Source organism: Xanthomonas sp. LF06-19 (genome assembly GCF_034105425.1).
Lineage (GTDB): Bacteria > Pseudomonadota > Gammaproteobacteria > Xanthomonadales > Xanthomonadaceae > Xanthomonas_A > Xanthomonas_A sontii.
The window spans coordinates 213,640-233,428 of the sequence record NZ_JAXGGH010000006.1 but is presented as its reverse complement, the minus strand read 5'-3'; the positions used below and the strand labels follow the sequence as shown (position 1 = coordinate 233,428).

General features: G+C 66.7%; 12 protein-coding genes and 1 tRNA gene. 2 read left to right on the top strand and 11 right to left on the bottom strand.

From position 1 onward, the window contains the following. Nucleotides 1-144 precede the first annotated feature (144 nt). The 3 genes from SLW55_RS13745 to SLW55_RS13735 form a co-directional block, all read right to left on the bottom strand. Nucleotides 145-594, bottom strand: coding sequence for a hypothetical protein (locus SLW55_RS13745; RefSeq protein WP_152236855.1), 450 nt, complete (start codon nucleotides 592-594; stop codon nucleotides 145-147). Next, nucleotides 578-5,953 (bottom strand): RHS repeat-associated core domain-containing protein, encoded by a 5,376-nt coding sequence (locus tag SLW55_RS13740; RefSeq protein WP_193312620.1) that lies wholly within the window; start codon nucleotides 5,951-5,953, stop codon nucleotides 578-580. The genes SLW55_RS13745 and SLW55_RS13740 overlap by 17 nt, the downstream gene beginning before the upstream one ends. Before the next feature lie 63 nt (nucleotides 5,954-6,016). Then, nucleotides 6,017-10,951 carry an IPT/TIG domain-containing protein gene (locus tag SLW55_RS13735; RefSeq protein ID WP_320745295.1) on the bottom strand — a complete coding sequence of 1,645 codons (4,935 nt, stop codon included), beginning with the start codon at nucleotides 10,949-10,951 and terminating at the stop codon, nucleotides 6,017-6,019. 113 nt (nucleotides 10,952-11,064) lie between these two features. Here SLW55_RS13735 and SLW55_RS13730 point away from each other — a divergent pair, with 113 nt between their 5' ends. Next, the gene (locus SLW55_RS13730; protein ID WP_320745294.1) at nucleotides 11,065-12,120 is read left to right on the top strand and encodes a cytochrome c peroxidase; all 1,056 of its coding nucleotides are present in this window, start codon (nucleotides 11,065-11,067) and stop codon (nucleotides 12,118-12,120) included. Here SLW55_RS13730 and SLW55_RS13725 read toward each other — a convergent pair. The 7 genes from SLW55_RS13725 to pcnB all read right to left on the bottom strand — a co-directional run bounded on the left by SLW55_RS13725 (nucleotide 12,117) and on the right by pcnB (nucleotide 18,337). Continuing rightward, nucleotides 12,117-12,536 (bottom strand): hypothetical protein, encoded by a 420-nt coding sequence (locus tag SLW55_RS13725; protein ID WP_152236859.1) that lies wholly within the window; start codon nucleotides 12,534-12,536, stop codon nucleotides 12,117-12,119. The two genes, SLW55_RS13730 and SLW55_RS13725, sit on opposite strands and share 4 nt — an antisense overlap. A gap of 139 nt (nucleotides 12,537-12,675) precedes the next feature. Further along, nucleotides 12,676-14,190: a glucose-6-phosphate isomerase gene (pgi, locus tag SLW55_RS13720; RefSeq protein ID WP_152236860.1), complete on the bottom strand. Its 1,515-nt coding sequence runs from the start codon at nucleotides 14,188-14,190 to the stop codon at nucleotides 12,676-12,678. After that, nucleotides 14,187-14,567 (bottom strand): aspartate 1-decarboxylase, encoded by a 381-nt coding sequence (gene panD, locus SLW55_RS13715; protein WP_017909999.1) that lies wholly within the window; start codon nucleotides 14,565-14,567, stop codon nucleotides 14,187-14,189. The genes pgi and panD overlap by 4 nt, the downstream gene beginning before the upstream one ends. 159 nt (nucleotides 14,568-14,726) lie before the next feature. Next, nucleotides 14,727-15,566 (bottom strand): pantoate--beta-alanine ligase, encoded by an 840-nt coding sequence (gene panC / locus SLW55_RS13710; protein WP_267094745.1) that lies wholly within the window; start codon nucleotides 15,564-15,566, stop codon nucleotides 14,727-14,729. Then, nucleotides 15,563-16,381 carry a 3-methyl-2-oxobutanoate hydroxymethyltransferase gene (gene panB, locus SLW55_RS13705; RefSeq protein WP_152236862.1) on the bottom strand — a complete coding sequence of 273 codons (819 nt, stop codon included), beginning with the start codon at nucleotides 16,379-16,381 and terminating at the stop codon, nucleotides 15,563-15,565. The genes panC and panB overlap by 4 nt, the downstream gene beginning before the upstream one ends. Nucleotides 16,382-16,412: 31 nt before the next feature. Beyond that, nucleotides 16,413-16,922, bottom strand: a complete 510-nt coding sequence (gene folK / locus SLW55_RS13700) for a 2-amino-4-hydroxy-6-hydroxymethyldihydropteridine diphosphokinase (protein ID WP_152236863.1) — start codon at nucleotides 16,920-16,922, stop codon at nucleotides 16,413-16,415. Continuing rightward, complete coding sequence (gene pcnB, locus SLW55_RS13695) at nucleotides 16,919-18,337, bottom strand: polynucleotide adenylyltransferase PcnB (protein WP_026143854.1); 1,419 nt, start codon at nucleotides 18,335-18,337, stop codon at nucleotides 16,919-16,921. The genes folK and pcnB overlap by 4 nt, the downstream gene beginning before the upstream one ends. A gap of 29 nt (nucleotides 18,338-18,366) precedes the next feature. On the opposite strand from pcnB, the gene SLW55_RS13690 reads away from it, so the two are divergent. After that, nucleotides 18,367-18,441: transfer RNA gene (locus SLW55_RS13690), tRNA-Glu, on the top strand. A gap of 244 nt (nucleotides 18,442-18,685) precedes the next feature. Here the strand turns inward: SLW55_RS13690 and folE2 are convergent. After that, nucleotides 18,686-19,636 (bottom strand): GTP cyclohydrolase FolE2, encoded by a 951-nt coding sequence (gene folE2, locus SLW55_RS13685; protein ID WP_193312623.1) that lies wholly within the window; start codon nucleotides 19,634-19,636, stop codon nucleotides 18,686-18,688. Nucleotides 19,637-19,789: the final 153 nt, after the last annotated feature.

Sequence of the window (19,789 nt, the reverse complement as noted above, 5' to 3'; positions counted from 1 at the left end):
ATCAAAAAACCCAATGCAGAAAATAACCAAATTCTATTCATCAAAAAATAAACTCACCAAAAACAGGAAGAGCAACAGCCATAGAAGAAGCCCCGCCTCCCACCACAATCTTTATCCACACTCACATCCGCTTATCACCCAGAACTAACCAGCCTTGTTAAATATGAAAATATTATCATTCCACAATTTAGAGAAATACTCTAAAGGAAATTGCAAATCTGGGTGACTACCATCGTCAAAAATTAGTCGCCACCAAGGAGTTAGGTATGTAACAGACGCAGCCGGCACGCCGTTATTAAGAACACTCAATTTTGAAATAAATATATTTCGAACGCAATGCACCTCAACTCCATGCCCAATTTTAAAAACTAACCCACCAACATCGATAAATTTAAATCCATCGTCTTCAAAGAATATTATGCGCCTTGGGCCACGCAATATTTTCTCCCAATCAACAAGCCAACCCGCCACATTCAAACTCTTATTACCAGACGAAAAAAAATTTAACTCCCCAGCGCCATAGACAAAGACATCCTGCTCTAGCGGATCGTAGACCCTATAGCGACGAACCAGTATTTTATTGACCACAACCACAATTACCTCCAATTCTTCCTGCGCGCGTTGCCGAACCTACTAAGCCGCCTCCTACTAAAACGGATGTCCACCCAATGCTCGTTCTTCCTGCGCCAGCAATTATGTCGGCACTACTCTTTCCTTGCGCCACCAGGCCTTCATATGTGACGGCATGCCAATTTCTCAATGAGTAAGCGAAAGGTCCTCTGAAATAATTCTTCAGAGCGTTTCTTGCGATTACGCTTTCCTCTGCAGACAATCCCAATCTTGGAATCTGACGGGCTTTTGCCACGTAACCCAATCGACTCAGAGGCATAGCTAAACTATAAACAGTTCCGGCGACTTGCCCACCGGAATAATAACCTGAACATTTTTCAACTGCGCCATTAATATCCCATTGATCCCGTATGTAGTTCGTCAACCCAAATGACAACGAATCGCCAAAACCTGCTACCGCATCTACTACCGGCTGGGGAATTGATGGCAAATCAAAAAGACCTAAAGGATCTCCATACATCAGTGGGGAACCATGGACATAGGCATAAGGGTTTGCTCCACCGACCAACCCAATGGGGTCCTCACTAACAAAGCGCCCCAAGTCTGGCCGATAGTACCGCGCCCGGTAGTAATAAAGCCCACTCGTATCCCGCTCCCGCCCCGTGTACTGGTAGGGATTGCTGGTCCCTGTATTGGCCTGACTGGTCTGGCCGTAGGGGCTATAGTCATAACGCTGGATCAAGGCACCGCTGGCATTGGTAAGTGCACGCGTGCTGCCAAGCGCATCGCTCAGGAAATACGCACGTCCGCTGGCTTCGTTCCGCGCATAGCGCTCATCGATGCCCAGCCCGGTCAGGATCGGGTTGACGGTGCCACCCTGGGTTTCCTGCACCGCGTCCAGCCCATCGTACAGATAGCTGATCGTCTGCCCGCCTTCGGTCTTGCTCACTCTTCGACCCAGCGGGTCGTAGCCGAAACTGGCGATGCTCGCCGTTCCCTGTTTGATCTCCACCAACTGGTCGCGCGCGTTCCAGACGTAGGTCCTTACGCCATCGGAGAGCAGGTTGCCGTTGGCGTCGTAGCTGAGCGTCTGGCCATCGGCCTGGGTTTGCCGGTTGTTGTCGTCGAAGCTGCCGCTGCGGGCCGCCGGCAGCGCCTGCGGGGCGAAGCTGCCGGTCTGCGCCACCAGCCGGCCCAGTTGGTCGTAGCCATAGCCGATCTCGCCAAGGGCCGTGCCGTCCGGTTTGAGCCAGGCGATGCCGGTGGTCTGGTTGGCGGTGTTGTAGGCATACCCGGTCTTGACGCCGTTGGGCAGCGTGGTCTCGGTGAGGCGATCGGCGGCGTCGTAATCGAACGCCACGGTCTCGCTCCCCTGCAGCAGGGTGCGCAAGCGGTCGACGTCGTCGTAGCGGTATTCCAGTGCCGCCTGGTTGGCCGCGATCATCTTGGTACGGCGGCCCGCGGCGTCGTATTCGTAGACGATGTTGCCTTGCGGGGTGATGGCCTTGATGACCTGGTCGAACAGGTCGTAGTCCCAGCTCAGGGTGCCCGCTGCCGAATCGACCAGCGCGACACGGCGGTTGCCGGCGTCGTAGGTGAAGGTCTGGGTGCGCCCGTCGGCCTCGGTGACCACCGACAGGCGCCCAAGCACGTCGTAGGCGAACGTCTTTTTCTGGCTCTTGCGATCGGTGTAGCTGGCGACCCGGTCCATGGTGTCGTAGGTCCATGTCTCGGACTGGCCCAGCGCGTCGGTCCGGGTCAGCGGACGATTGCGCTCGTCGTAGGTATAGGTGATGCCGTTGCCGTGCGGCAGCAGGACCGCCACGACGTTGCCGTTCTTGTCGTAACCGAATTCGGTCGCGTTGCCGGCGGCATCGTAGGCCTTGCTGACCCGGCCCAGCGCATCGTATTCCTGGCGCGTGGCGTTGCCCTGGTCGTCGCGGCTGCCGGTCACCCGACCGAGGCTGTCGTACTGGAAGCGCGTGCTGCGCCCCAGCGGATCGACCATGCCGGCCAGATCGTAGCCAGCGTACTGGAAGGCGATCGTCTGGCCGATCGCATTGGTCGCGCTCAACGGCAGGCCCGCGCCATCGCAGGCGAAGCGCGCCGTGCGGCCGCCAGGATCGGTGACCGCGGTCAGGCAGCGGTTGGCGCCGTAGTCCAGCCGCGTGACCCGCCCGAGCGGATCCGTCGCCGATTGCAGGTCGCCGTCACTGGTGTAGCTGAGGCTGGACACGCGCGCCTGTGTGGTGCCCGCCAGCAGCGTGACCTGCAGCGGTCGCCCGCCCGCGTCGTAGCGATACTCGGTGCGACGGCCGAGCGGGTCGATACTGGCGGTGACCTGCCCGTAGGCGTTGCGCTCGAAGCTGTACGTCTGTTGCTTGTCGGTGCCATAGGCCAGGATGTCGGTCTTCGGATAGGCGCTGTTGCCGTCGAAGACGACGCGGCGTTTGCTGCCGTCCGGACTGGTGACGAGCACACCAGTGGTGCCGCCATCGACATGCGCATAGTCGATGACGAAGATGCCTCCGTCGGCCTGGGTCTGCTTGACGACCCTGCCGGTGGACACGCCGTTGACGACCTCGAACTCGTTGAGCAGGACGCGCTTGCCGCGCGCGTCGGTGATGGACTGCATCCGATGCTGCGCGAGTGCGTTGTTCTGGCTTCTGGACTGGTAGGCATACGCCTTGCTGCCGCCATCGGGGAACCCCACCGTGGCAAGCAAGCCATTGCTGTCGTAGGCATAGGTCCAGCGGTTGCCGGCGTTGTCGGTCGCCGCTGCAACGCGATTGCGGGTGTCGTACTCCAGGCCAATATAGCGCCCGCTGGGAGAGACGATGCGCGCGACCAGACCCGCGTCGTAGAGCAGCGTGGTGCGGTTGCCGTAGCGGTCTTCAAGCCAGCGCAGGCGGGTGTCCATGTAGCTGGAGAACTGCATGCGGCTGCCGTCGCGCAGGGTGATGCGGAAGCCGCGGCCCCAGGGCTGCAACGGGTCCGGATCGTAGACCGACTGCAGCACGGCGCCCGCATACTGCGTGGTCGAACCGGCTTGGCGCCACTCGCCACGCGGGCCGGAACCGGAGGCCCGATCGAAGCGGATATAAGCGCCAGTCGGCAGCACCAGATCGAGCGAATCGTAGGTGCCCCCTGGGTTGTGCAGGTAGTAGCCCCAGTTGGACGCGGTGCCGATGCCGAACTCGCGCTGCTTCATGTCATGGGGACGGTAGCTGCGCGACAGGCTCAGCGCCGTCACATCGGCGATCTGCAGGTCGGTTTCCGAATGGACGAATTCGCCGGTCTTCAGGTCGATGGGATCGGCCGCATTGGCGACGCCGCCGCTACCCGGGGTTCCGCAGCAATGCCCATCCGGCGGCAACCCGGCCTCGCTGGGCGGGTCGTTGCTGGGCACGCTGTACATGCCGCCCATGGTCTGGTGCAAGGCGACGCCAGGCTCGGGAACGAAATGCTTGCCGTCGGCCGAAACGGTGCCCTTGCCGTAGACGCGCCAGCCATCGCGCGGGTCGTACATCCAGAAATTGGCCTGGGTACCCGCGGCGTAGCCGTCGTAGTTGGGGTAGTAGACCTGAATGCCGTTGTTGGCGCCTGGGTCGAGTCCGCGGATCTGCGCGCCGCCCGGCTCGACCGTGAACGCCATCGGATGGTTTTCGGTGACCGGGAACGGCGCGCGATTGACCGGCGTCGGCACGATCGCCAGTTCGGTCACCAGGCGGCCCTTGCGGTCCAGCACGACGGTGCCCTTGGGAATGCGCAATTGCAGGCCGGGAATGTCCGGGTGGCCAACGACCATGTCCTGGACGGTCGGCGACGGGATCCGGATCTTGTCGCGCGCAGCGATGCGTGGCAGATGCAGCAGATAGCCGAGTTCGTTCAATCGGCCGGCGGCGACTTCGGTGCCGACGACGAATTGACCGTATTCAGCGCCGGCCGTGTTGGCGGTGCTGCCGTCGACGTAGAGTTCATGATGCCCCGCCGGCACATCGAACAGGGTGAACCAGCCGTTCTTGTCGGTAAGCGCGCGCTCCTTGCCGATGCTGACCTCGACCCCGGCCACGGGTTGCTGGTCGACCCGCACCACACGCCCGCGCACCATCGTCACGTGGAAGGTCGCGGCGATGCGCGCGATGCGCGCGTTATGTTCCGGCTGTTGCGATGCGCCATAGATGCGCCAGCGGCTGTCGGTATTGTCCTGTCCCGGGTACCAGACGCCGTCCACCAACAGGCCGTGCGCGCGGCACGGCACACCGTCATTGGCACAGGACGCCGACGTGCCTGCACCGGTCATCTGCACGCTGGGTGCGGCGCCCGCCTCTGCCGGCGCGGCCGTTGCGTGCGCCACCGGCTGTCCGTTGCTGTCGTACGCCGCAGTGCGGAAATCCAGGGCGATCAGCGGCACGGCATCGCCCGATGCGCCGCGCGCACCGTCGACCATCAGGGTGTAGCGGGAATCCGGGAACAAGGCCTGACGCGGCTGCACGAACAGCAGACGCCCCTGCTCCACAGGCGCGATGCGTACCGCGACGCGCCCCTCCGGACCGACCAGGGTGACGGTGCGCGCGGACAACGTGGGCATGTGCAGCGGACGCGAGAAGCGCAGCGCGAGCCGCGCGGTCAGCGCGACGCCGGCTGCCCCCTGCACAGGCACGCTGCCGGCGAGCCGTGGCGCGCCTGGCGTATCGGCGATGCTGGCCGGATACGGAAGAAACGCACCCGCGAGCGGATCGAACACGGCATCGCTGGCGATGCGCTGGGCGTTCCGCGACGCCGGCAACGCCACACGGCCATCGGCCAGCAGGCGCGAGGTTGCGTCGCCGCCGCCCGGCAGATCCGCAGGCAGGGTGATCGCCCGATCGCTGGCTTCGTCCCACACCTGCGCACCGGCGCCATCGCCAGTGCCGCCGGCGAGCAGGAGGCGACCATCGGTAAGGACCGTGGCGGTGTGCCCATAGCGCGCACGCAGGCTCAGCCCCATGGCCGGCTGCACGGAGGCGCTTGCCGGATCGAACCACGCGCCGCCGTCCTGCAGCCGGCCCTTAGCATCGCGGCCGCCCCAGACCAGCACGCGCCCGCTCGGCAGCAAGGTGACGCTAGCATCGATGCGTACCGATGGCAGCGCGATCTCGCGCGCACGCTGACCGGGCACGCGATGGCGCAGAAAGCGCCCGTCGGGCGCCAGCGCCAGCTCGCTGCCATCGGCCAATGTGGTCGCATGCCACTGCCCGACCACTGCAGGAACAGCACCAATGCCGACGGCCGGCATGGCCGCCGTCGACCAGACCAGCTGTTGGGAGGCGGCCGTCGACGCCAGCGCGCCCAGCAGCCCACCCAGGATCACGCTTTTCCATGCGCTGTTGAACCACGTCATATGCTCGCTCCGCTCCATGCCTGCTTCCGTTCTGCGTCCGTTCGACGGAACCGCGCCGGTGTTCTAGGGTGTACTGTCCAACGTGATGTCCATCGCCGCGGTGACACCGTCCTCGGGCACGATCCGCAATCGATAGGTGCCGCTCGTCGGCAGCGCCGGGAAACTCAGGTCGCTGCTGCCGGTGCTTGCGCTGAACGATCTATAGAACTGCCCGTCCGGCCGGTACAGCGCGTAGGTCACCGGCCGGCCGACCGGCGAGGTCGTCTGATTGACCACCCGCATCAGTACGCCCTGCCCTGCCGTGCCGCTGAAGGACAGCGTGGCGGTCTTTCCGTGCCTGTCCAGCGCGATCGACTGCGGGACATCCCACGCCAAGGTGCCAACGACGGTGCTGGACACCGAGGCGGTCAGGGAGAAGCTCTGGTCTTCCGTCGAAGGGACCACCACGACGCCATAGCGTCCAGCTTGCGCGGCGTCGATGGAGAATCCGCAGCCGTAGGTGCGGAAGCAATTCGTATTGGAGACGACCTTGCTGCCGTCCGGACGATAAAGCGTTACATAAACCCAACCGAACCCGCTGCCGGACAATGCGATCTGATTGAGACCGATATCGAGCTTCTGCCCGGCTTGAGCATCGAACCAGAAGTAGATACCTGCGCCGGGCGTGCCCGCAGCGAACGAGCGACTACCATCCACGGCCACCGGGGTGCCGGTGGACAAGGTGACGGTGGTGTCGACCGTCTGCCCATACTGCGGATCGACCACAATGCTGTACTGGCCGGTCGTCGGCAGGCTGCCCAGGCCGATCACGGTTCCTGTGCGCGTCGATCCGGACGTGAGCAGGGTGCCATTCGGCTGGTAGACGCTGTAATAGCTGGTGCCATCCGCGGGCGTGGTCGCCTGGTTCTGCACCAGCACGGCAAGTTTGTCGCCCGCCTGCCCCTGGAAACGCAGCCGCGCATTCTGTCCGCGCCGGGCAACGGAAACGGCCAGTGGCGTGTCGCGCTGCAGGTTCAGGGGCAGATCGCTGGACAGCGTCACGTCATAGGTCGCCGCCTGATCGTCGCCCTGGCCGATCAAGAGCGCGTACTTGCCTGCCGCCAGATTGGCGAGATCAAAATCGCAGCCGCCACGTTCGACATCGCAGTAACTGCTTGCCAATGTGCTGCCATCGGCCTTGTAGAGAGTAGCGACGACGCGCTGCGCGCCGGGACCGACGACCTGGATGCCGCTGATGCCCAGTCCCAGGTTCTGCCCCTGACTGGCGACGAAAGAAAAGTGCTTGTACTGCGCCGGCAACCGGGTCACGACATGCGCAGGAGCGCCGTCGATCGGCAGCGCGACGCCCGAGGACAGGATGATGTCCGCTTCCAGCGGGCTTCCTGTCCGGCTCTCGACCTGGATTGCATACTCGCCAGACGTTGGAATATTGATCAGATTGATGGCATCGCCCACCTTGATGGTCGCCGTCTTCCAGACAGCACCATCCGGCCGTAGCACGCGATACACCACATCGCGACCGGCGGGTAGTGTCGTCTGCGCCGCGACCAGCAGCATCAACGACTCGCCTGCCTGCGCCTGGAAGCGGAGCCGCGCATTCTGCCCATACCGGGCCAGCGCCAGATGCAAGGGCTGATCGCGGGTCAGCTGATCCAGCAACTCGGACGACAGCACGGCGCGGAACTTGATCGCCTGGCTCGCCGAGGTCGGTGTCGCCACCACGCTGTAGCGTCCCGCCAAGGTGTTCCTCAGCGGCAACGAACATCCGTCCTCGGCGTAGCAGATGCCGCTGTACAAGGTCGTACCGTTCGGGCTGTAGACGGCGATATTGAAGTAACTGCCCGAACTCACCGCGATGTCGGTGATCCCCAGCCCCAGATTCTGGCCGGCCTGGGTGTCGATGGAGAAATGCACGCCCTGCCCTGCGGGCGTCTGGTAGCTGCCACCTGCGCCGTCCAGTTCGACATTGCCGTCCTGTCCCGTGGAGAGTTTCAACCGGGCCGACCACAACGCGCCGCCCGCCGGATCGACGAACACCCGATAGCTCCCCGTCTCCGGGAGATTGGGCAGGGCCAGAATGACGTTGCCGCTGGCCGTCACGTCCTTCCACAACGCGCCGTTCGGCCGATACACCGCATAAACCACGTCGCGGCCTGTCGGCCTGGTCGCAGCGTCAGCGACGAGCAAAGCCAGGCTCTCGCCGGCGGTCCCGGCGAACGTCAGGCGCGCATTCTGGGCATAGCGCGAGATGTTCACGGAACTCAATGCATCCCTCTGCAGGAAGCCGGCGACCTCCGTGGAGAGGGTCGCCTTGAACGCCATGCTCTGGGAGCCAGATTGCGGACTCACGGTCACGCCATAGTTGCCCGCGGCGAGGTTGAGCAGATTGAAGGCGCAGCCATTGGCGGCATAGCAGGTCGCGGTCGTGAGCGTGGAACCGTTGGGATTGGCGATCTTGACGTTGACATAGGTCCCGCTGCTCAGGTTCAGATCGCCGATGCCCAATCCCAGGTTCTGCGAGGCCGCTGCGCTGAAGCTGAAGAACACGCTTTGACCGGCGGCGGCGCTGTACTCGCCGCTGCTGCCATCCAGTTGCAGCCCACCCGCACTCCCGGTCGTCACCAGCACCTTGGCGGCCACGGTGGCGCCATAGCGCGGATCCACGAACAGTCGGTAAGTCCCGGCGATAGGCGTATTCATCGTCAGGGTGCCCGAGCCAGACACCGCCATCGACGACAACGCCGTGCCATCGGGCCGGTACACGCGGTAGTACACCACGCCGTTCGCCGGCGTCGTGGTCTGCTCCGACACCTGCAGTGCCAATGCGTCGCCGGCACCCGCCTGGAACGACAGCACGGCGTTCTGCCCGCGCCGGCCGATGCCGACCTGGCTGACCGCATCCCGCGTCAAGGAAAGCGCCAGATCGGTGGACAGGGTCGCCTTGAAGCGCATCGTCTGCGTCGTCGTGGCAGGGGCGACCAGGACGCCATAACGTCCCGCCGCCAGTTCCGGCAGATTCACATCACAGCCGTCGTTGGCCACCTCGCAGGCGGCACCGGCCATCGGCGTGCCTGAAGGGCCATAGATCGTGACGTTGAGCGGGCCGCTTTCGTTGGACTGCAGCTCGCTGATGCCGAGCCCCAGGCTCTGCCCGGCGGTCGCGGTAAAGGTGAAGTACACGCTGTCGCCCGGCAGTTGCGTTGCGAATGCGCCGGTGGCGCCATCGATCCCACTACCGCCACCACCTGCGTCTCCGGTGCTGAGCCGCGTCTGCAACCGCACGGTTTCTCCGAATCCGGGATCCACCAGCACCTGATAGGTGCCGCTGGTCTTCGCCGTCACGTAGGTGGTACCTGCGGCGCGCACCGCCATCGAGGCAACACTGGTGCCATCAGGCGCGTAAACGCGGTAGTAAACATCGCGGCCGGCGGGCGCGGTGGTCTGGCCGGCGACTTGCAACGCGAACGCCTCGCCCGCCGCGGCCTCGAACGACAAACGCAGATTCTGGCCTCTACGCTGTGTCTCCACGACCACATCCTGGTCCTTCGGCAACGCCTGCACCAGATCCGATGAGAGCAACAGATTCAGGCGCATTGTGCGTGCGCCGCTCGTACCGGGCGTCAGCAGCACCTGATACACGCCGGTCCTGGGCGCGGCGATGTTGAGTGCGCAACCGTTGTTGGCCTGATTGCAGTACTGATAGCCCAGATTGACGCCGTCGGCGTCGAAGACCTGCGCCAAAGCTGTCCCCCACCCGCTGCCGACCGGCGACTGCTCGGTCAGCGCCAGGCCCAGCCTGCTCCCGGCCTGGGCCAGGAAGGTGTAGCGCTTCGATTGCGCGGTGATCGACGTGGCGACACTGGTTTCGGCGCCGTCCAGCGCAAGCCTCCCGGCATGCTCCACTCCCATCTTCCAGCTGGCGGAGGAAGTACTGGGTGTGAGCAGCAACAGGTAGGTGCCGCCCACCTTCAACCGCGGCAGATGCAGGGTGGGCTGGTTCGCATTCACCAGTCCACTGGCGATCTCCACGTTATCGGTGCCGAACACCAGGTAGTTCAACGTCGTGGACCCCAGCGACTGGAATTGCGCGCTGAGGTAATCGCCGGCCATGCCGGTGAACAGGACCGCGGCGGACCCACCCGCGTTGGCGACCGCGACGTCGACCGCGGCGGCGTCCAGGGTCAGGCGCGTGACGCTGGCGATGCCGACGGACGACACACTGCTTGGCACCACCAGCACATCCTGACTGCTGGTGGCGCTGCCGTAGGGCGTGGTCACGGTCACCGGCCCGCTGCCGCTCCTGCCCGGCACCGGAAAGACCAGGCGCGTGCCGGTGGCGCTCGACAGCACCGCGGTCTTGCGATCCAGCTTCGCCGTGGTCTGCCCGGCGACCGGGACCAGGTTCTGTCCGTCGACGATGATCGCCGTACCGGCGCTGGCGATCAACGGCGATATGCCGGTGATGGTCGGCTGACGGAGGTTGGCATCGACCACGAACTGCTGCGCACTGCTCGCGCTCTGTCCAGCCACGGTCACGGAGATCGGGCCGGTACTGGCGTTGGCAGGCACGAGCACGGTCAACTCGCGTGCGCTGGCAGCCACCACCGTGGCCGCCTGCCCATTGAAAGCCACGCTGTTGGAGGACGCAGCGGTGGAAAATCCCTGCCCCTGGATCAGCACGCGATCGCCCGCCGCACCGCGTCCCGGACTGAAGCCGAGCACCGCCAGGGTTCCGCTGGAGACGCGTTCGACGGCGACGATATTGCCCATCGTGTCGTAGCGATAGCGGGCACTGGCACCGGCATCGTTGCTGACCGCGACCAGACGCCCCTGCGCGTCGTAGACGTAGGAGGTGGCACCAGACGTGCAGGCCAGAAGGGTGAGCAACAAGGCCGCCACCGTTCTGCCCACGATGCGCCGCCAACCGCGCGCGGGCACATGCGCCGTCCGCTTCAGCAAACCCACCACCGAGCCCATCCCTGCGCCGCGACGTTCCATGCTTTCATCCCTGAAGACTGGCCACGATGGCCGGCTATCCGTATGCTGACCTTGCTTCGTGCATTCAGCCTGGATATAGATATCCGACAGTGGGGACAGGAGTCAACAGCGTCATGCCAAGGAACTGGCGTCATCACATCGTCATCTGCATGCGCCTGTGCTCGGCCGCCCTGGTCCTGGTGCTGACCGGGTGTGGTGGCGATCAGCACGACACGGCGGCAGCGCGGATCGCGCTTGGTCAGGCGCTGTTCCACGACATCCGGCTCAGCGCGGATGGCAAGACCAGTTGCGCAAGCTGCCATCGCGCCGAGTTGGCCTATACCGACGGTGCCGCGGTGTCCACCGGGACGGGCGGCCAACACGGCACACGCAACGCGCCCAGCCTGCTCGACAGCCGCTTCATGACCCACTTTTTCTGGGACGGACGCGCAGCGACACTGGAAGAGGCGGTCCTGCAACCATTGACCAACCCACGCGAGATGGGCCTGGCCGATCGGCAGGCCGTGCTGGCCCACCTCGCCCGCGACCCGCGCTACGCGTCACTGTTGCATGCAGCCGCCGGCGAGGACGACGGCGACATCCAGGTCGTGGCCGCCGCGCTCGCCACCTACATCCGTGCCTTGCCGGCGCCGCCCACGCGCTACGAGACGTACCGGACGACGCATGGCGCGCGCGCATCGCTGAGCGAGGACGAACGCGAGGGATTGGCGCTGTTTTCCGGCAAGGCCGGCTGCGTCGATTGCCACCGGCTGGACGGCACGCCTGCGACCACGAGCGATCAGCGCTTCCATCACGCCGGCATCGGTTTCAACCAGGTCGCCGGCAACGTCGCCGCCCTGCTCGACGTACTGGAGCGACAGAAGCGCGAAGGCAGGAGCCTGGGCGATTCCATCCTCTCCGACGTTCGCGTGGCGGAACTGGGCCGCTTTGCGGTGACGCGGGCGCCGCAGGATCTGGGCGCCTTCCGCACCCCGTCGCTACGGACGGTCGCCGATACTGCGCCCTATATGCACGACGGCAGCATCGCCGATCTGCCGGCGGCGGTGGAACACGAGGTCTACTATCGCAACCTCGCCCGCAATCGACCGATCAGTCTGACCGCGGAGGAGAAGCACAAGCTGGTGCTGTTCCTGCAGGCGCTGTCCAGTACGGGAGCCGCGCCGCGCTAGGAGCCCGTACGCGGCGCGCTGTTCGCCGACTCCATCACGTCGACGTCCTGCTGCGAGGCGAGCTTGCCATCGAGCGTCACCTCCAGCATGTAACGCCCCGGCGGCCAGCCGGCCGCGTTGTCGAAACGCAGCGACTGGAGCTGATCGGAGCGGGTCATGGCGCGCTCCACCAGCCCGACTTGGCGACCATCGCGCAGGTCCAGCAAGCGCGCTTTCAGGACCTGTCCGTGGGCAGCGCCGCGCAGGGCCACGTTGACCAGGATCGGCGCATCGCTGGTCTGCGGCACAGGCCTTCCGTCGCGCATCGCGCCGATCCGGACCTCGACGACGTGCAGCGGTTGCGCCGCCGTGGCCGGATTCTGCTCCGGTGCCTGCCGCTGGCACGCTCCCAGGCTCAGCACCGCCGGCAGCAACATCCAACACACCATCCTTTTCGCATTCATCATCCCTGCTTCCTTCCTGGACCGGAGATTGCCATTGCGATGCACGCCCGCCAGGCCGCATCGTTCCTCGCGAACGCACGGTGGCGAACGGCCCCGTGCGCTTCGCTTCGCGTCAGCCCTGCAACCGCGCCAGCACCGCGCGCGTCACCGGGTCGGCGATCTCGGTGGACTGGCCCTGCAGCGCCGGCAGCAACTGGCTCGCCAGCTGCTTGCCCAGTTCCACGCCGAACTGGTCGAAGGCGTTGATGCCCCAGACCACCGACTGCACGTACACGCTGTGCTCGTACATCGCGATCAGCGCGCCCAGCGCATGCGGGGTCAGCGCGTCGAGCAGGATCAGCGTGCTCGGGCGGCCGCCCGGGTAGTCGCGGGCCGGATCGTCGCTGCCCTGCCCGTTCGCCAGCGCTTCGGTCTGCGCAAGCAGGTTGGCCAGCAGCGCCTGGTGGTTGACGGTGTACGGGTCGTCGTTGCGGATGCAGCCGATGAAGTCGGCCGGCACGATGCTGGTGCCCTGGTGCAGCGCCTGGAAGAAGCTGTGTTGCACGTCGGTGCCGGCGCCGCCCCACCACACCGGCACGGTGTCGGCCTCGACCGGGCTGCCGTCCAGGCGCACGCGCTTGCCCAGGCTCTCCATCACCAGCTGCTGCAGGTAGGCCGGCAGCAGCGCCAGGCGCTGGTCGTAGGTCATCACCGCCTGCGTCGCATAGCCGAGCAGGTTGCGGTTCCACAGCGTGGTCAGGCCATGCAGCACGGCCACGTTGCGCTCCAGCGGCGCGTTCAGGGCGTGGTCGTCGAACTGCGCGGCGCCTTCCAGCAGCTGTTCGAAGGCGTCGGCGCCGATCGCCAGCGCGATCGGGAAGCCCACCGCCGACCACAGCGAATAGCGGCCACCCACCCAGTCCCACATCGGCAGCACGCGGCCGGCGGCGATGTCGAAGGCCTTGGCGGCGCGCTCGGGGTTGGCGCTGACCGCGTACAGGCGCTCGCTGCCGCCCAGCCAATCGCGCAGGATCTGGCCGTTGAGCAGGGTTTCCTGGGTACCGAAGGTCTTGGAGATCAGTACGCCGGCGGTACGCGCCGGATCCAGCGTGGCGAGGGTGCGCTGCATCGCCGCGCCGTCCACGTTGGAGACGAAGTGCACGCGGAAGCGCGCGCCGGTGACCGGACGCAGCGCGTCGGCGATCAGGCGCGGGCCCAGATCGGAGCCGCCGATGCCGACACTGACGATGTCGGTGACCTCGGTCTGCGCCAGGGCGTCGATCAGCGCACGCATGCGCTGCTGCACCTCGCGCGCGCTGGCGTGGGCCTGGCTGGCCACCGGTGCGTCGGTGAGGTCGCCGCGCAGCGCGGTGTGCAGCGCGGCGCGGCCTTCGGTGACGTTGACCGTCTCGCCCCGGAACAGGCGCTGGAAGGCGCCGGCCAGGTCGTGTTCGGCAGCCAGCGCCAGCAGCGCGTCGAGCGCGGCGCGGTCGTATTTCTGCCGGGCGAAATTGAAGTACAGCGGTCCGACCTGCAACGCCAACGTCTCGGCACGGCCGGGTTCGGCCGCCAGCAGGTCGGGAAGGCGCGCCCCGCGCAGGCGCTGGGCGTGGGAATGCAGTGCGTCGAAACCGGTGGACTGTGTCATGCGGCCTGCTTTGGGATGGTGGTGTTGGTGTGGGTGATCTTGTTGGCGCCGTCCACGTAGACCAGGGTCGGCTGGAAACGCGCGGCTTCCTCTTCGCTCATGCCGGCGAAGGCGGCGATGATGATCAGGTCGCCGACCTGCACGTGGCGCGCGGCGCCGCCGTTGAGCGAGATGATGCCGCTGCCCTCGTCGGCGCGGATCGCGTAGGTGCTGAAGCGCGCGCCGTTGGTGACGTCCCAAATGTGCACCTGCTCGAATTCGCGGATACCGGTCGCGTCCAGCAGCAGCCCGTCGATGGCGATCGAGCCTTCGTAGTTCAGCTCGGAATGGGTGACGGTGGCGCGGTGGATCTTGGTCTTCAACAGGCTCAGTTGCATGGCACGGGACTGCGGTCAGGAAAGACGCGCAGTTTAGCAGCCGAGGGTTAGGTGGCGGTGGTGAGGGGCGGCCTCAAACCGTCGCAGGAGCGGCTTCAGCCGCGACCGGCCTTACCGAGGAAGCCGCTCCTGCGAAAACGGTGCCGCGGCCTGCCGCGCTCAGAATTCCAGGTTGTCGATCAGGCGGGTGCGGCCCAGGCGCGCGGCGATCAGCGCCACGCGCGGACCGGTGCCGTCCTGCGGCTCGCTCAGGTCGGGCGTCCGCAGCACGCTGTAGTCGACCTCGAAACCGGCCGCCTGCAGCTGCGCGGTCGCGTCCGCCTCCACCTCCGCGCGCGGGCGCCCGGCCAGGTGACCGTCGCGCATCGCCCGCAGGGTGCGGTGGATCTGCGCCGCGCGCGGCCGCTCCTCCGCCGACAGGTACTGGTTGCGCGAGCTCATCGCCAGGCCGTCGGCCTCGCGCACGATGCCGCCGCCCAGGATCTCGATCGGGAACGCCAGGTCGGCGACCATCTGCCGGATCACCGCCAACTGCTGGTAATCCTTCTTGCCGAACGCGGCCAGGTCCGGCTGCACCTGGTTGAACAGGCGCGCGACCACGGTGCAGACGCCGTCGAAATGGCCGGGCCGGCAGGCGCCTTCCAGCACCTCGCTGACGCCCGGAGTGTGCATGCGCAGCGCCAGCTCCACGCCCAGCGGATACATGCTTTCCACCGTCGGCAGCCACAGCACGTCGCAGCCGGCGCCCTCCAGGCCGCTGGTGTCGGCTTCCGGGGTGCGCGGGTAGCGGGTGAAGTCCTCGTTCGGGCCGAACTGGGTCGGGTTGACGAAGACGCTGGAGACCACGCGGTCGGCGTATTGCCGCGCCAGCATCACCAGCGAGAAATGCCCGGCGTGCAGGTTGCCCATGGTCGGCACGAAGGCCACGCGCAGGCCCTGCCGCTTCCAGCCGGAGACGGTGGCGCGCAGTCGCGCCAGGTCGGTGATGGTCTCGATCATTTGGCGTAGGCGTGTTCGGCGTCGGGGAAGGTGCCGGCGCGGACCGCCTCGGCGTAGGCGCGTGCGGCACCGGCGATGGAACCGCCTTCGGCCAGGAAATCCTTGACGAAGCGCGGGCGGCGGTGGCCGCTGTCCAGGCCGAGGAAGTCGTGCATCACCAGCACCTGGCCGTCGCAGTCCGGACCGGCGCCGATGCCGATGGTGGGGATGTCGATCTCGGCGGTGATGCGCGCGGCCAGCGGCGACGGCACGCATTCCAGTACCAGCAGCGCGGCGCCGGCCGCGGCGACCGCCTTGGCGTCGGCGAGCAGTTTGGCCGCGGCAGCCTCTTCGCGGCCCTGGATCTTGTAGCCGCCGAAGGTCAGCACCGACTGCGGGGTCAGGCCCAGGTGCGAGCACACCGGGATGTCGCGTTCGCTGAGGAAGCGGATCACCTCCAGCTTGTGCCCGGCGCCCTCCAGCTTGACCATCTCCGCACCGGCCTGCAGCAGCCGGGTCGACGCGTCCAAGGCGCGCTCGGGGGTGGCATCGGACTGGAACGGCAGGTCGGCCACCAGCAGTGCGCGTTGCAGCACCCGCGCCACCGCGGCGGTGTGGTAGGCGATGTCGTCCACGCTCACCGGCAGGGTCGAATCGTGGCCCTGCACCACCATCCCCAGCGAATCGCCGATCAGGATCAGGTCCACGCCGTTGGCGTCGAAGGTCCGCGCGAAGCCGGCGTCGTAGGCGGTCAGCATCACCAGCTTCTGCTGGCGGCGCTTGGCCTCGGCCAGGGCGGGAACGGTCCAGGGCTTGCTGTCGGCGTGACTGCTCATAAGCTCATGTGCTGCGGTAATGAGCCGAGCATTATCTACCGATTGGCGCGATCCCGTCGGTTTCGATGCGGTCGCGTGCGTCACGCACCGTTCCATGGCCCGGAATGACCGCGTCGGCGGCGATCTCGGCCAGCGGCAGCAGCACGAACGCACGCTGGTGCAGGAACGGGTGCGGCACCTGCAACCCCGGCAGGTCGATCACCGCCTCGGCATACAGCAGCAGGTCCAGGTCCAGCGTGCGCGGGCCCCAACGCTCGCCGGGCAGGCGCTGGCGGCCGTGGCGGTGTTCCAGGTCGAGCAGCGCCTGCAGCAGGTCCAGCGCCGGCAGCGTGGTGCTCACCAGCGCCGCGGCGTTGATGAAGTCCGGCTGGTCCTCGCGGCCCCAGGCCGGGCTGCGGTACAGCTGCGAGGCGCGCAGCAGGCGGGTCTGCGGCAGCGTGTCGAGCGCGGCCAGGGCCGCGCGCAGGGTCGCCGCGGCGTCGCCGAGGTTGCCGCCCAGGCCGATGCAGGCCCGGACCGGCGCCGGTGTCGCGGCGCTCACTCGACGGGCGTGGCGGCGTCCGGGCGGCGGCGCCGGCGCCGGCGGCGCTTGGGGGTCTCTTCGCTGTCGGCCGGCGGCGCGAACGCCAGCTCGTCGCCGGCGTAGTCCACCTCCGGATCGAAGCCGCGCGGCGGCGGCGCGTAGCCGGGCTGCTGCTGCAGTTCGCGCCAGTAGGCGATGTCGGCCGCGTGCTCGTCCGACGCGGACTGGCGCACGATCAGGAAATCGAACGCGGCGCGGAAGCGCGGATGCGACAGCGTGCGCACTACCCGCTTGCGCTGGCGCGAGGTGAAGCGCGACTGCAGCAGCCAGATCTCCTGCATCGGCAGCGAGAAACGCCGCGGCAGGGCCACGGTGCTGAGTTGGTGCAAGGTCACCCGGTCGGCGGCGCGGCGTTGCGCCTCCTCCATCTGCATGCCCTGTTTCTGCAGGGTCATCAGTGCGCGGCAGTACGCCGGCCACAGCAGCAGCGCGAACAGGAACGCCGGCGACACCGGTTCGTCGTTGGCGACGCGGTTGTCGGTGTTGCGCAGGCCTTCGATCAGCATCCGCCGCAGCGCGCCGCTGCGGTTGGAGCGCAGCGCCGCCGCGCTCTCCGGGAACAGCGCGGCGAGCAGACCGTGCCGCTCCAGCCCCTCGAAGCTGGCCACGCCATGGCCGGACAGGAACAGCTTGAGCACTTCCTCGAACAGCCGTGCCGGCGCGGCCTCGGCCAGCAGCCCGGCCAGCCGCGGGATCGGCTCGGCGGTGCCGGCCTCGATCTCGAAATCGAGCTTGGCCGCCAGGCGCACCGCACGCAGCATGCGCACCGGGTCTTCGCGGTAGCGCTGCTCGGGATCGCCGATCAGCTTCATCAACCGCGCCTGCACATCCTCGAAGCCGCCGACGTAGTCCCGCACCGAGAAGTCCTCGATAGCGTAGTACAAGGCGTTGCAGGTGAAGTCGCGGCGCACCGCATCGTCCTCGATGCTGCCGTAGACGTTGTCGCGGACCAGGCGGCCGTTGTCCACCTCGCGGTCGCCGCTGCCGTCGTCGACATTGGCGCGGAAGGTGGCGACCTCGATGATCTCGCGGCCGTAGACCACGTGCGCCAGGCGGAAGCGGCGGCCGATCAGGCGGCAGTTGCGGAACAGCTGCTTGACCTGCTCGGGGGTGGCGTCGGTGGCGACGTCGAAGTCCTTGGGCTGGACCTGGACCAGCAGGTCGCGGACCGCGCCGCCGACCAGGTAGGCGCCGAAGCCGGCCTCGCGCAGCCGGTACAGCACGCGCAGGGCGTTGGGGCTGATGTCCTTGCGCGAAATGGGGTGCTGGTCGCGCGGGATCGCGCGCAGGGTGAATGGCGATGGAACTGGCGGATTGATGATGGCGCTTCCGTATCGGGTTGCGGGATTGCCGAAGGGCGGCGAGACCCATATACTAGCGCGCTGCAATCGACGCGACCAACGCTCCCTTCGTCTAGTGGTTAGGACGTGGCCCTCTCAAGGCTAAAACAGGGGTTCGAGTCCCCTAGGGAGCGCCATCCTCGCCTCGCCTGCAGCGCGACACAGCAAAAACCCCGCCTTGGCGGGGTTTTTTGCGTTTCGGCGCCGGCCACGGCCCGACGCGTCTCATTCCTGGTTGCGCGGGTGTCGATCGTCCTCGGCCAGACGGCTGCAGACGCCGGCACGCCGACCCAAGCCTACCCGGAACGCCGAGGTGGCCCGGGCGACGTGCGCGATCCGGCCGGCATCAGTGCGCACATGCGGACCACCCGCAGGCCGCGGTCAGGCCTGCGCCAAGTCAGGGGCGGCCTCCCCGGCCATGACCGCCACCGGCGCCGATGCGGTCTCCGCCACCGCATCGTGCGCATGCAGGCTCTCCAGATGCCGCACCTGCACCTGCACCTCGGCGTAGCGCGCACCCAGCGCCTGCTGCAGGCGGCGCGCGGCGTCCTCCACGTACATCAGGTTCTCGCCGTTGCGGCGCGCGAACGCCTGTTCGTCGGCGCGCCGCACCGCCGCCTGCACCGGCGTGGCCAGGGCCTGCTCGGCGAGCGCGATCACGCCCTCCGCGTCGAAGCGCACCGCGCGCGCCGACACGCCGACCCGCACCGAGGCCACGCTGCGCTGGCTATGCGGGGTGGCGTGACTGCCGTGCCGGAGCAGCCAGTCCGCCACCGCCTCCCGCGATAGCGAGGCCTGTTCCGGGTGCTGCTGCACGAAGGCCTCGCTGAGCAGTTGCCGCGCCAGCGCCGCCGAACACGGGCAGGTCGAGGAATACAGCAGATCCACGCCGAGTCCGAGCCGGACCACGCCGCCACGCAGTTCGGCGTCGATCCGCAGCGGATACGCCCGCCATCCGGCCAGCCCCGGGCTGCGCAGTGCCGGGCTGCGACGCAGCAGTTCCAGGCGCAGCGACACCCGCGCCGCGGTCGAGGCGCAGTCGGCATGGCTGTGCACCATCGCCCGCAGCAATTGCGACAGGCGCGACGGCGACAGCGGCTGCTGCGCGCTTTCGTCGAGGAGGCGGTACAGCCGCGACATATGAATGCCCTTGACCTGCGCCGACGGCAGGTCGACGGCGAGCGCGGCCTGCGCCGGCACGGGTGCCGCAGGCGTGCCCTCGCCCATGTCCAGACAGATCGGCAGCGCGATGCCGTCCATGCCCACCCAGTTCAGGGGAGCGGCGATCTGCGAAGGTTCGTCGGCAGCGACATCGGGCAACGGCGGGGGTATCTGCAGGTTCATCGGGTCGACTGGAACGGCAAGGGAGCGAGGGACGGCGAGGAAGCCAGAGTGACAATTGTTATAAAGTAACACATGAAGTGCGTATCCACGGGATCACCCATCGCACACCTCAGCCGTTGGGGTGCCCAGCACCATCGCCGG

Excerpts from the sequence above, each read along its gene's own strand:
- SLW55_RS13740 (WP_193312620.1), bottom strand. The coding sequence starts at position 5,953 with ATGACGTGGTTCAACAGCGCATGGAAAAGCGTGATCCTGGGTGGGCTG.
- SLW55_RS13735 (WP_320745295.1), bottom strand. The coding sequence starts at position 10,951 with ATGGAACGTCGCGGCGCAGGGATGGGCTCGGTGGTGGGTTTGCTGAAG.
- SLW55_RS13730 (WP_320745294.1), top strand. The coding sequence starts at position 11,065 with ATGCCAAGGAACTGGCGTCATCACATCGTCATCTGCATGCGCCTGTGC.
- SLW55_RS13725 (WP_152236859.1), bottom strand. The coding sequence starts at position 12,536 with ATGTTGCTGCCGGCGGTGCTGAGCCTGGGAGCGTGCCAGCGGCAGGCA.
- pgi (WP_152236860.1), bottom strand. The coding sequence starts at position 14,190 with ATGACACAGTCCACCGGTTTCGACGCACTGCATTCCCACGCCCAGCGC.
- panD (WP_017909999.1), bottom strand. The coding sequence starts at position 14,567 with ATGCAACTGAGCCTGTTGAAGACCAAGATCCACCGCGCCACCGTCACC.
- panC (WP_267094745.1), bottom strand. The coding sequence starts at position 15,566 with ATGATCGAGACCATCACCGACCTGGCGCGACTGCGCGCCACCGTCTCC.
- panB (WP_152236862.1), bottom strand. The coding sequence starts at position 16,381 with ATGAGCAGTCACGCCGACAGCAAGCCCTGGACCGTTCCCGCCCTGGCC.